The 12,403-nt window shown below is 63.8% G+C and carries 11 protein-coding genes; 3 read left to right on the top strand and 8 right to left on the bottom strand.

Going from position 1 to position 12,403, the window contains the following annotated elements; translation table 11 throughout:
* Nucleotides 1–9: 9 nt before the first annotated feature.
* Nucleotides 10–1,077, top strand: coding sequence for a dTDP-glucose 4,6-dehydratase (rfbB, locus tag JN280_RS37125; RefSeq protein ID WP_202309157.1), 1,068 nt, complete (start codon nt 10–12; stop codon nt 1,075–1,077).
* Nucleotides 1,078–1,118: 41 nt separating this feature from the next.
* Nucleotides 1,119–2,630 carry an O-antigen translocase gene (locus JN280_RS37120; protein ID WP_202309156.1) on the top strand — a complete coding sequence of 504 codons (1,512 nt, stop codon included), beginning with the start codon at nt 1,119–1,121 and terminating at the stop codon, nt 2,628–2,630.
* Between the two features lie 219 nt (nt 2,631–2,849).
* Here JN280_RS37120 and JN280_RS37115 read toward each other — a convergent pair whose 3' ends face one another.
* The 8 genes from JN280_RS37115 to JN280_RS37080 all read right to left on the bottom strand — a co-directional run bounded on the left by JN280_RS37115 (nt 2,850) and on the right by JN280_RS37080 (nt 11,304).
* The gene (locus tag JN280_RS37115; RefSeq protein ID WP_202309155.1) at nt 2,850–4,040 is read right to left on the bottom strand and encodes a DegT/DnrJ/EryC1/StrS family aminotransferase; all 1,191 of its coding nucleotides are present in this window, start codon (nt 4,038–4,040) and stop codon (nt 2,850–2,852) included.
* Nucleotides 4,037–5,011, bottom strand: a complete 975-nt coding sequence (locus tag JN280_RS37110; protein WP_202309154.1) for an NAD-dependent epimerase/dehydratase family protein — start codon at nt 5,009–5,011, stop codon at nt 4,037–4,039. Before JN280_RS37110 ends, JN280_RS37115 begins: the two co-directional genes overlap by 4 nt.
* Nucleotides 5,001–5,726, bottom strand: coding sequence for an acyltransferase (locus JN280_RS37105; RefSeq protein WP_202309153.1), 726 nt, complete (start codon nt 5,724–5,726; stop codon nt 5,001–5,003). Before JN280_RS37105 ends, JN280_RS37110 begins: the two co-directional genes overlap by 11 nt.
* On the bottom strand, nt 5,716–6,822 hold the full coding sequence (locus JN280_RS37100; RefSeq protein ID WP_202309152.1) for a DegT/DnrJ/EryC1/StrS family aminotransferase: 1,107 nt from the start codon (nt 6,820–6,822) through the stop codon (nt 5,716–5,718). Before JN280_RS37100 ends, JN280_RS37105 begins: the two co-directional genes overlap by 11 nt.
* Nucleotides 6,819–7,856, bottom strand: coding sequence for a Gfo/Idh/MocA family protein (locus JN280_RS37095; RefSeq protein ID WP_202309151.1), 1,038 nt, complete (start codon nt 7,854–7,856; stop codon nt 6,819–6,821). The genes JN280_RS37100 and JN280_RS37095 overlap by 4 nt, the downstream gene beginning before the upstream one ends.
* 2 nt (nt 7,857–7,858) lie before the next feature.
* On the bottom strand, nt 7,859–8,359 hold the full coding sequence (locus JN280_RS37090) for an acyltransferase (RefSeq protein ID WP_202309150.1): 501 nt from the start codon (nt 8,357–8,359) through the stop codon (nt 7,859–7,861).
* A gap of 745 nt (nt 8,360–9,104) precedes the next feature.
* The gene (locus JN280_RS37085; protein WP_202309149.1) at nt 9,105–10,007 is read right to left on the bottom strand and encodes a glycosyltransferase; all 903 of its coding nucleotides are present in this window, start codon (nt 10,005–10,007) and stop codon (nt 9,105–9,107) included.
* Nucleotides 9,979–11,304: a glycosyltransferase family 4 protein gene (locus JN280_RS37080; protein ID WP_244742651.1), complete on the bottom strand. Its 1,326-nt coding sequence runs from the start codon at nt 11,302–11,304 to the stop codon at nt 9,979–9,981. Before JN280_RS37080 ends, JN280_RS37085 begins: the two co-directional genes overlap by 29 nt.
* A gap of 228 nt (nt 11,305–11,532) precedes the next feature.
* Here JN280_RS37080 and JN280_RS37075 point away from each other — a divergent pair, with 228 nt between their 5' ends.
* The gene (locus tag JN280_RS37075; protein WP_244742648.1) at nt 11,533–12,399 is read left to right on the top strand and encodes a hypothetical protein; all 867 of its coding nucleotides are present in this window, start codon (nt 11,533–11,535) and stop codon (nt 12,397–12,399) included.
* Nucleotides 12,400–12,403 lie beyond the last annotated feature (4 nt).

Genomic DNA, 12,403 nt, shown 5'->3' with positions numbered 1-12,403 from the left:
CGGCGGGCGATGAACATCCTGGTTACCGGCGGTGCCGGCTTCATCGGATCGGCACTCTGCCGCCATCTCGCAGCTGACCCGCACCATCGCGTCGTCAATGTCGACAAGCTCACCTATGCCGGCAACCTCGCTTCGCTGCGTGCCGTCGCCAACCGGCCCAACTACCGCTTCGTCCGCGCCGACATTGCGGACAAGCCCGTTCTGCACGACCTGATGCGCGAGGAGAAGATCACACGCATCATACATCTCGCGGCGGAGAGCCACGTCGACCGCTCGATCGACGGCCCTTCCGCCTTCATGGAGACCAATGTCCTGGGCACGTTCCAATTGCTCGAGGCGGCTCTCGCCCACTGGCGGGGCCTTTCCGGGCCGGACGCCGCCGGCTTCCGCTTCCACCACGTCTCCACCGACGAGGTGTTCGGCGATCTCCCCTTCGACACGAGCCTCTTCACCGAGGATACGCCCTATGCGCCGTCTTCACCCTATTCGGCCTCCAAGGCCGCATCCGATCACCTGGTCCGGGCATGGCATCACACCTACGGCCTGCCGGTGACCTTGTCGAACTGCTCGAACAACTACGGTCCCTTCCACTTCCCCGAGAAGCTGATCCCGCTCACGATCCTGAACGCGCTCGGTGAAATGCCGCTGCCGGTCTACGGCAAAGGCGATAACGTACGCGACTGGCTCTTCGTCGACGATCATGTCCGCGCCCTGGCGCTGGTCGTTGAGAAGGGCGATACCGGCCGGAGCTACAATATCGGCGGCAATGCGGAGCGTACCAACCTCGCCGTCGTCGAGACGATCTGCGAGATTCTCGACCGCAAGGCGCCCCGGCGCGGCGGCGCGCCGTACCGCGATCTCATCACCTTCGTCGCCGATCGACCGGGTCATGACCGCCGTTATGCGATGGATGCCTCCAGGCTGGAGCGAGAACTAGGCTGGCGTCCGCAGGAAAGCTTCGAGACGGGCCTGGCGCGTACAGTCGACTGGTATCTCGAGAACCAGTGGTGGTGGGAGCCGATCCGCGCCGGAACGTATGCTGGAGAGCGTCTCGGCCAGATGGCGTCGGCACGATGACGGCCGTGCTTGATGGCCGTTCTGCTGAACTGCAGGACAACATGGACGAGAATTCCGAAGCGGCCGGCGCGAAGGCCGCCGATTCCTACATGCAGATCCTGAAGTCCACGATCGTGATGGGAGGCTCTTCGGTCGTCAACGTCGCCTTTTCGGTGATTCGCAACAAGGCTGTGGCAGTGATGCTCGGTCCTGACGGCGTCGGACTGATGGGCCTCTACAACACGATTACCGACACCGTGCAGACCCTCGCCGGCATGGGGGTGCAGGCGAGCGGCGTACGACAGGTCGCCGAGGCTGTGGGATCCGGCGACGCCGACCGGATTGGCCGAATGGTCACGGTGTTGCGGCGCGTTTCGCTCGTCCTGGGCATCGTCGGCATGGGCTTGCTCGCGGCATTCTCACTGCCGATCGCGCAGTTCACCTTCGGCGATCACACCCATGCCGTCGCATTGGCGCTGTTGTCCGTGTCCGTCTTCCTGCGGCTCGTCTCGGGTGGCCAGACAGCTTTGATCCATGGCCTGAGACGCATTTCCGACCTTGCGTGGATAAGCATGCTCGGTGCCTTCGCCAGCACTGTCATCTGCATCCCCTTGATCTACTTCTTCCGGGAAGAAGGGATCGTGCCCTCTTTAATCGGCATCGCCATCGCGACGCTGGCGACATCGTGGTGGTACAGCCGCAAGATCCAGATTCCTGCGGCGGAAGCATCGTTGAAGGAAATGGGGCAGGAGACAGGCGCACTGCTGAAGCTCGGTTTTGCCTTCATGGCCAGCGCCTTCCTCACCGTCGCGGCGGCCTATGCTATCCGCATCATCATCCTGCGGTTGGGCGGCATCGAAGCAGCCGGCCTCTACCAGGCCGCGTGGGCGCTGGGGGGGCTATACGCCGGCTTCATCCTCCAGGCGATGGGTACCGACTTCTACCCGCGACTCACCGCCGTGTCGTCGATTGACAGCGAATGCAATCGGCTCGTCAATGAACAGGCTCAGATCAGCATATTGCTCGCCGGCCCCGGATTGATCGCCACGCTGACCTTGGCGCCGGTCCTGATGACGGTGTTCTATTCGTCCGAGTTCCAGGCCGCGGTCGAACTCCTGCGCTGGATTTGCCTTGGGATGATGCTCCGCATCGTGTCCTGGCCGATGGGCTTCATCATCCTGGCCAAGGGAGCCCAGAAGATTCTCTTCTGGACCGAGGTTGCGGCAACGGTGGTGCACGTCGGCCTCGCCTGGCTGCTGGTCGAGCTGTTCGGCCTAGCCGGCGCCGGTGCCGCCTTTACCGGGCTCTATGTCTGGCACGCTATGCTGACCTATGTCATAGTCCGCCGCCTCAGCGGTTTCCGCTGGAGCGGCGCGAACCTCACCATCGGGCTTGTCTTCCTGGCGGCGGCCATGGCGGTGTTTCTCGCCTGTCTGGTCCTTTCGCTGCCGGAGGCAATCGCGGTCGGCCTGCTGGCTTCCTTGGCGTCCGGACTGTGGTCGCTGCGAAGACTGCTGAAGCTGATCCCGCGCGAGCGGCTTCCCTTCGGTCGCCTCATCCCGCGATGGATTTGAGGCGGCAATCTCCCCCGGTCGATCGCAAGCTTTCGCAGCACCGATTCCAGTGCGCTTCGAACCTTGGTATTGCATTGGCCTGAAATCAAACGAGGGCGTTGGTCGCCGGCGCGAGTACCCAACGGTGTGACGTGATGCAGTCGGGACAGACGCTCGAGCAAAATAAATAGGCGGTGGTATCGATCACACATCGACACCACCGTTCAGGAGAGATGCAACTCAGGCGTTCGCGGCGATTGCCCTGCGTTGGCCGAGTACGTCGTGCAGGGCGTCCACGACGGACATCTGCTCATCCGACGTCATTTGTGCATAGAGGGGCAGGATGATCGAGCCGTTCTGGGCCGCGACGCTCCCATCGAGGCTGGAAGCGCGGCGGAAGCTGCCCGGCGCCGCATAAGCCTGTTCGAGATGGATGTTCATGATGCCGCGCCGTGTGGAGATTCCCCTGTCGAGCAGTGCCTGCATCACGCCGCGCTGGTCGACCGATGCGGGGAGCTTCACGCAATAACTTTGCCAATTGCTTCGTGCCCATTCGGGCTCCACGGGTGTCTTCAGTCCCGGAATGTCACCGAGATGCTGATCGTATTGCTGCGCAAGCCACCGCCGCTTCGCCACGATATCAGGCAACCGGCCGAGTTGTTCGCGTCCGATCGCGGCCTGGAGGTCGGTCATGCGATAGTTATAGCCTAGTTCCGGATAGGTCTCGTAGATGACCTGCTGCGAGCCGTGGCGAACCGTGTCGCTGATGCTCATTCCATGCTGCCGCCACAGCCGGAACTGATGATCGAAGTCCGGATTGGCCGTGGTCAGCATGCCGCCGTCGCCGGTCGTGATCACCTTGCGGGGGTGAAACGAGAAACAGGCGATGTCGGCACGCGGCGCTCCGATCTTTTGCCAGGTGCCGTCGACGCTGATTTCGCTGCCGATGGCACAGGCGGCATCCTCGATGACGGGCAGGCCGTGGACGGCGGCAATCTCCATGATACGCCCGAGATCGCAGGGCATGCCGAGCTGATGCACGCACAGAATCGCCCGCGTCGAATTGGTGACGGCTGAAGCGACCAGACCGGGATCGACGTTGTAGCCGTCGGGCTCGATGTCGACGAACACCGGCACCGCACCGCAATAGCGGATGGCATTGGCCGTCGCGATAAAGGTATGGCTGACGGTCACGACTTCGTCGCCGGGACCGACGCCGAGCGCCTTGAGAGCCAGGTGCAGGGCCGTGGTGCAGTTGGAGACGGCGCAGGCATGGCCTGCGCCGACGAAGCCTGCGAACTCTTTCTCGAAGGCTGCGACCTCGGGACCCTGGGTGACCCAGCCCGACATGACGACGCGCCGCGCCGCTTCGACTTCCCGTTCGTCGAGAAGCGGCTTGGCGACCGGGACGGAACGACCGGCGCTCGTCATTCTGCAGCCACGCGCGTTGCAAGGCTTTCCTGCCGCCACCAGGCGACCAGGTCGCGCAGGCCTTCGTCGAGGCCGACCTTGGCTTCGAAGCCGATCATTTCCCTGGCCTTTGTCGTATCGGCCAGCCTGCGCGTCACGCTGTTGACCTTGCGGGCCGGAGCATGGGTCGGCTCCAGGGAAGATCCCATTATGCGGAGCAAACGGTCGGCCAGCTCGCGCAAGCTGGTCTCGGTGCCGCTTGCAACGTTGAACACCTCGTCGGTGACATGGCTCTTCGCCGCCAGCACGTTGGCCCGTGCTATGTCGTGGACGTGGACGAAATCCATCGTCTGGGAGCCGTCGCCATGGATGATCGGCGGCTCGCCCGAGGCGATACGCTCCATCCATCGGATCAACACTTCCGTGTAGACGCCGTGGACGTCCATGCGCGGCCCGTAGACGTTGAAGTAGCGCAACGCGACGTAGTTCAGGCCGTACATCTCCGCGAAGGATCTGAGCAAGCCCTCGTTGAACGTCTTGGCCGCGCCATAGATCGTCCGGTTGTTGTAGGGGTGATGCGCCTCGGTCGTCGGGAAGCTCTCGGCGAGGCCGAGCACCGAAGCGGACGAGGCCGCGACTACCTTCGAAACGCCGGCCTTCGCGGCCGCCTCGAGCACGTTGAAGGTGCCGCCGGCCAGCACGTCGAAGGCCAGGCGGGGTTCCTCGGCGCATTGGGTGATGCGGATCGCGGCCTGGTGAAAGACGATGTCGACGCCGTCCATGACCTTGGCGAGCAGGGCTTCGTCGCGGATATCGCCTTCGATGATCTTCAACCGAAAGCGGGAAGCGGCCTGCCGCAGGTTCTCAGGCGAGCCCCGGACGAAATTGTCGAGCACAAGCAGTTCGCGCGGCTGTTCGAGCGCGACGAGATCGGCGATATGCGAGCCGATGAGGCCTGCTCCGCCGGTGATGAGGATGCGCTTATTCTTCATGCGTGTCTCCATTGCCGGATGCGGCTGACGGTTCCTCACCGGTTCGCCAGCGTACGAACCTGGCTGGAACTCCGGCGACGATCGCGAAGGGCGGAACATCGGTCGTCACCACCGCACCCGCGCCGACGATGGCCCCTTTGCCGATGTCGACGCCGGGCAGGATCGTGGCGTTCGTGCCGATGTCGGCCCATGCGCCGATGCGCACGGGTCGGATCTCGAGGTCGGTGCGGACGATGGGGATGTCGACCGGAATGCCGTTGTGGACCGATCCGAGCAGCTTGGCTCCCGGCCCCCAGCCGACATATTCCCCGATCTCCAGGGCGCGTGCGTCGAAATAGGACTGCGGCCCGATCCAGACATTGTCGCCGATCACACAAGTGCCGTCATATCTGCCCTGGATGAAGGCTTGCGAGCCGACGAACACGCCGCCACCGATCTCGAAGGTTTCGGGATGCCTGAAGCCGACACCGCTGCCGACCTGCAGGCCGGGCCCGCAGCGCATGGCGAGCCCCCGCCAGATCGCCCGTCGCATCAGGGCGTCGAGCATTCCCTCGCCGTTGACGAAGCGGCCATAAAGCTCGATCAGGCCGCCGGTTCCATAGGAAGCCTTCAGGGTTTCCGATAGCCCTGTCTCGAAATCCGGATCGGGAGGAACCTCCCGCTGGCCATGGACCGCCGGCACAACGCGAACGGCGCGGGGCGTGTCAGCAGACATAGATTTCCTGTTCCACCGCGGCCACGACCTGCTCGACCTGCCTCGCCGTCATTTCGGGATAGATCGGCAGCGACAGGACCTCCCGGGCCGCAGCCTCTGAAATCGGGAAGTCGCCCGGCTTGTGGCCGAGATCGAGATGGGCTTCCTGCAGATGCACCGGGATCGGATAATGAAGGCCGGTATGGATGCCTTCGGCCGCCAGGGCTTTCTGAAGCCCATCGCGGTCGTGGGTCCGGATCGCGTAGACGTGGTAGACGTGGCGCCGCCCGTCGGCCTCGACCGGTGTCCTGATGCGCGTCGCGCCGCTCAGCAGGTCCGAATAGTGGCGCGCATGCCGCCGGCGCGCCTCGGTCCAGTTTTCCAGATGGCGAAGCTTGACCCGCAGCACCGCCCCCTGAATGCCGTCCATACGGTAATTGAAGCCCTTGAGGGCGTGGTGGTAACGCTGCTCCTGGCCCCAGTCGCGCAGCATGCGGATGGTTTTCATCTGCTCGTCGTCATTGGTGACGGCGATGCCGCCTTCGCCGCAGGCACCGAGATTCTTGCCCGGGTAGAAGCTGAAGCAGCCGGAGAGCCCGATTCCGCCGGCGCGCTGACCGAAATACTCGGCGCCATGGGCCTGGCAGGCGTCCTCGATCACCGGCACGCCATGCCGTTCCGCGATTGCCATGATCGCATCCATGTCGGCCATCTGGCCGTAGAGATGCACCGGCAGGATCGCCTTGGTGCGCGGCGTGACCGCCGCCTCGAGCTTCGCCGGATCCATGGTCAGCGTGATGGGATCCACATCCACGAAGACCGGGCGGGCACCGGCATAGCAGATCGCCGAAACCGTCGCGACAAAGGTGAAGGGCACCGTGACGACCTCGTCGCCGGGCCCGATACCGGCGGCAAGCAGCGCCAGATGAAGTGCGCTTGTGCCGGTATTCACCGCGATCGCATGCTTCGCGCCGCAATAGTCGGCGAATTCGCGCTCGAACGCCGCGACCTCCTCGCCGAGCACATATTGCGTAGACGCCAAGACGCCGAGCACTGCCTTGTCGAGCTCTTCCTTGATACCGGCATATTGCGCCTTCAGGTCGAGGAAGGGGATCATGCCACGCGCCTCACGTCTTCGAGCTCGATCATCCGCCCGCGCTGGGCGAGCGATTGGGTGGCGGCTTCGAGAATGCGCACGACCCGCAGTCCGGCGCGGCCGTCGGCGATGGGTGTCTCGGCCTTCTCGATACATTGCACGAATTCGCGGATCTCGGTGCCCAGCGCCTCGGTGACCGCGAGGTGTGGCGCCCACATGTCGCCCGACCGGTAGCCGACGAGAGCCTGATAGGCGTTGCCGCCATTCGCGCCGGGATCGCCTTTGACCGTTATGCCCTTGTCGTAGACCTTGATCTTCTCGCTCGGTTCGAGATCGTCATAGACGATCATCCTGCGGCTGCCGCCGACCAGCGTGCGCCTGACCTTGACCGGCGCCAGCCAGTTCACGTGGACATGGGCGATCAGGTTGTTGTCGAACAGGAGGTTCAGATAGGCGATGTTGGCGGGCTCGCCGGCCACGTGGCTCATGCCCGTCGCGGAGACGGCAACCGGCTTGGCCGGCAGCACATAGTCCATGATCGACAGGTCGTGGACCGCGAGGTCCCAGATGACATTCACGTCGTGCTGGAACAGGCCGAGATTCACGCGGACGGAGTCGTAGTAATAGACGTCGCCGAGGCTGTCCTCGACAATCTCGCGCATCTTGCGGACCGCCTCCGTGTGGATGAACGTATGGTCCACCGCCAGCACCAGCTTGCGGCGGGCGGCTTCCTCGACGAGCCGTTGCGCCTCTTCGGTGGAGGAAGCGATGGGCTTCTCGACGAAGACGTGCTTGCCGGCCATCAGGGCGCTCATTGCGAGGCGGAAATGCGTCGAGACCGGCGTTGCGATGGCGACCGCCGCGACCTCGGGATCACGCAGCACGTCCTCGAAATCGTCCGTGAGCTTGACGGTGGGGTAGCTCCTGGAGACGGGCGTCAGGCGCTCCCTGTTCAGGTCGCATACCGTCACCAGCCGCACGCCGGCCGCGCTGGCAAAATTCCGCACGAGGTTGGGACCCCAGTACCCATAGCCGACGACGGCGACACCGATCATCTTCATTCTCCCGGAAGTGCATGCTCGACGGGCATGTGATTGAGCTTGCCCACCAGCGCGGCCGGAACGCCGGCGACGATGGCATGGGCGGGAACATCCTTGGTGACGACGGCGCCGGCACCGACCAGCGCGCCTTCGCCGATCGTCACGCCGGGGAGGATCGTGGCATTGCTGCCGATCGAGGCGTGCCGGCGCACCCGCGTGGGGACGACGCTCCAGTCGCCGTCCGTCATAAGCCTGCCGTCGGGCATGACGGCGCGCGGGTAGAGATCGTTGGTGAACATCACGCCGTGGCCGATGAAGACGCCGTCCTCGATCGTCACGCCCTCACAGATGAAGGAATGGCTGGAGATCTTGCAGTCGCGCCCGATCACGGCATTCTTCTGCACCTCGACGAAGGTGCCGATGCGCGTGCCGCCGCCGATGGAGCAGCCGTAGAGATTGACGAGGTCGGGATGGTGGATCACAACGCCTTCGTCCAAAACCACGTTGGAAGAGATCATTCGCCCCGCTTTCCTGTCTGCGGCATCGCCCCCGATGCCGCCTGATACGGATTGTCCTCCCGCAGCCGAAGCTGGGGGAAGAAACCTGCTTCATCCGGCCCTGGAACCGCACGACGACGCGCGATTGCATCGATTTCGCGATCCAAGGAGATTGCTTTTCAGGCCCGGAGTAAATTGTGGAAAACGTGGTAGGAGGCTGCCCGAAAGGGGTATTCCGGTCGATCTGCCGCTGAACGATCTCAGGCGCGAATAAGCTCAACGGCAGCAGAAAGACTGCAAGGACTCGTTCGTGGATCAGGAAATGTCTTCCCGCTTGAAGTTGTTTGACGGTGTTGCGGTTCGGAAATTTCGATTGTAGCGCACTGCCCATTCGGGAAAGGTGGTTCTCTCGGCGCCAATACATTGCAGAAAACTGCGGAGCCGCTCCGGGTGAAAGAAGATTGCGAGCCCACGGCATCCGGCCCCGCGGCCGCCTCACCCCCCGTCTATTTCCTTTGCGTGAAACTGGTGGCGAAGTCGCCCACCTCCGTGTTTCCCGGATAGATCGGATCGGTCAGGTCAAACGAGGTGTATCCGTAGTGGCCCTTGCCGGTGAGGTTGTTCGTTGTGCACACCGTCGTGTCATTGATCGGACCATCGCCTTTACGTCCATCGAAATAGATCGTGTGCCCGCCCCCAGAAAGACGGTTGCTGTCGATGGTGATGAGCCACGTCGGTGCTTCAGGCTTCCCAAAGGAACGCCTGCTTATGTCCTGTTCCAGCGCCCGCTGAGACGCGAAGCGTCCGCTCCGAAGGCCAGGCTCAACATGACCCCCGATCTGTACAACCTGACGATCACGACGCCGAAGAGGGCGAGCGCGCGGGAACGCAGACCCTCGAGCCGGTTCGAGAAGCCGATCCGCACGACTTCCGCGACGGGAGAGGCGGCGACGGCGGCGCTGCGCAGCACCCAGCGCGGCCACCAGCCCGGCTTCGACCGGATCTTGGCGAAGTCATGCGCCGTATGCCGATCCCATTTCTGGGCGAGCTCGGCGAGGTTCTGGCGGGCTGGATGATACACGATCATGTCGGGACGATAGTGGGTGCGATAGCCAAGCCGCAGCGCACGCTGGCCCCAGTCGCGGTCTTCGGCGATGTCGATCCCGCCGAAGGGACCGATCGCCGCGAAGATCTTCGCGCGCACCGCCAGATTGCCGGTGCCGGTGAAACCCTGCCTGGCGATGTATTCCTTCATCCGATAAGCGAAGACGCTTTCATAGGCCTCGAGCAGCGTCAGCCGCCGCGGGTCGCGGCAGGCGATGCGCACGTCGCCGCCCAGGATGGCGACGTCCGCATCCTGGGCGAAGCTGCGTTCGATGGCGGCGAGCCAGCCTTCGTGGGCGCTGCAGTCGGCGTCGATGAAGGCCAGTATGTCCCCCGATGCATGCGAGACGCCGAGATTGCGCGCCGGTCCCGGCCCGGGGATCGGCTGCGACAGGAGCGTGGTGCCGGGACAGGCGGCGCAGACCTGGCGTGGAAGCTCCTTCGAGCCGTTGTCCACCACGATGAGCTCGACCGGTCGGTCGAGCTCACGCTGGCTTGAAAGTGACGCAAGGCACCGGCCCAGGGCTTCCGGCTGGTCAAGATGCGGGATAATGACGCTGATCATTGACGTTCAGTCTCGGGCGGAACAGGTTCTGATACGCGTCGAGATAGTGCCGCGCCTCCACCGGCCACTGGAACTCGCGCTCGGCGATCGCGCGTCCCGATTGCCCCATGCGCTTCCGCCGTTCGGGATCGTCGACCAGTGCCACGATCCCGTCCGCCAGTGCCCGCGGCGAGTGCTCCGACACCACCAGCGCCGCGTTTCTCGCCTCTCGCGCCGCCTGGCGCAAGTTGAATTGAACGAAGGGCAGGCCCAGCATCATATATTCGAAGACCTTGTTCATCGACAGCTTGTCGTTGAATTCGTTCGGCGGGTCGGGGATAACGCCGACGTTGAGCGCCGACAAATGCGACAAAAGCGTAGGGCCGCTGAGATAGCCGGTGAAGTGCAGCGACTGGTTGAGGTCCAGCGCCGAAGCGGTCGCCCTCAGCCGGTCGAGTTCGGGACCGTCGCCGATGATGAGGCAATTGATGTCTCGCCGCCGCCGCACATGCACGATCTCGGCCATGGCGCGCACCAGCATATCGACGCCATCCTGGGCGCCCATGATGCCGATATAGCCGATGAGGTGCCTGCCTGGCACGACCAGCGACTGCTCTGCCTCGGTCAGCCTGAATTTGCCGGCCTCGGGATAGCTCTTGACCACCACGACGCGGTCTGGATCCATGCCGCCGCGGCTCACCGCGATGTCGCGGAAGGTCTCGTTGGTGGCGATGCTGGCATCGGCCACCCGGAACGTCAGCCGTTCGAAGAAGCACAGCAGCCGGTAGAAGAGATCCTTGCGGCCGAACTTGGTGACATAGAGCTCAGGCCCGAGGTCGTGATGGTCGAAGACGAAATAGGTGTCGAACATAGCCTTGTGGACCAGCGCGACCAGGAACATCAGGTCGGGCGGGTTGCAGGCCTGGATGACGTCGATGGGCCGGCGCCGCCTGACCCGGAATGACAGCCGCAGCTGATGCATCAGCGCCGCGCCGTATTCGCGCATATAGCCGGCTGCCGATTCTGCTTCCTTCAGCGGATGCCGGTAGATGTGGATGCCGCCGATTACCTCATAAGTCTTGTCGAAGCCCTTGCCTGTCGGACAGATGACCGAAACCTCGTAACCGGCGTCGTTCAGCGCCTGGGCTTCCTGCCAGACCCTTCGATCAAAAGGAACGGGCAGGTTTTCGACCAGGATCAGGATATGGTGCTTTTTGGAAATGGTCGCCTCCCATGTCTGGCAACATCGGGCAGTGGCAAGACCATACGGGTCGCCGTCCGTAACTCTCCAGTCGGCAAAGCGGATAGGCGGTTGCACCTTTTGTTGAGGTACCCATGGCCGCGGGCCGGGGATAAACGATTTAACTGGAATTTTCCGGCGCAGGGGCGCGCCTTGGAGAGCCGTGCGTCCAGTTGGACGCAGAAAGGTCGCTCCAAGGCTTGGAAGCGATGCATCGTGCCTTCCGAAAGTCTAATCCGATTTTCGGACCGATGCGGACGGGCGGCAGCGGGGAACGGGCAGACAGTGTCAAACCCTGGTTCGAAAATGGGCGATCGGCGCATCGAGATACGCCCGATCACCGACGCGGATGTCGCCCGCGTCGCGCAATTCCTTCATGACGAGCTGAACGGCCGGATTGCGGCATCGACATGGGCTGCGGCGATGCTGCCGTCCTGGCCCGCGGCGGCCCCCAACCACGGCTTCATGCTGGTCGACTGCGATCGTGTGCTTGGTGCCTATCTGGCGTTCTATTCGCAGCGTCAGGTCGACGGACAGGTCGAGAAGTTCTGCAATCTCGCCGCATGGTGCGTGGCCGAGGATCATCGGGCCCACGGTCTGCGCCTGCTCAGGGCGATCCTGGCGCAGGACGGCTACACCTTCACCGACCTGTCGCCGAGCGGGAACGTGGTGCCGCTCAATGCCCGGCTGAACTTCCAGCATCTCGACACCGAGACGGCGCTGGTCGCCAACCTGCCTTGGCCCGGCTGGGCGACGGGGACGCGCATCGTGGTCGAGCCGGCGCTGATCGAAGCCAGCCTCAGCGGGCGCGATCTCGAAATCTATCGCGACCATGCCCATGCGCCGGCGGCGCATCATCTGGTCGTCCAGCGTGGGGGTCGGTCCTGCTACGTGATGTTCCGACGGGACCGGCGCAAGAAGCTCCCGCTCTTCGCCTCGATCCTCCATGTCGGCGATCCCGAACTGTTCCGGAAGACGGCCCGCAGCGTCTACGGCCATCTCCTCGCCCGCCATGGAATACTGGCGACGCTTGCCGAAAAGCGTGTCGTCGGGTACCGGCCGCGCTTTTCGATACCGATCGCCTCGCCGCGTCCCAAGATGTTCCGAAGCGGCCGATTGCGGGCCAGCCAGGTGGACTACCTCTACAGCGAACTCACCTGTGTCCCGTGGTAACGAC

Origin of the sequence: Mesorhizobium sp. L-8-10 (assembly GCF_016756635.1) — a bacterium.
Lineage (GTDB): Bacteria > Pseudomonadota > Alphaproteobacteria > Rhizobiales > Rhizobiaceae.
Note: the sequence above shows the minus strand (reverse complement) of the source record. Positions and strands in the feature narration are given on the sequence as shown.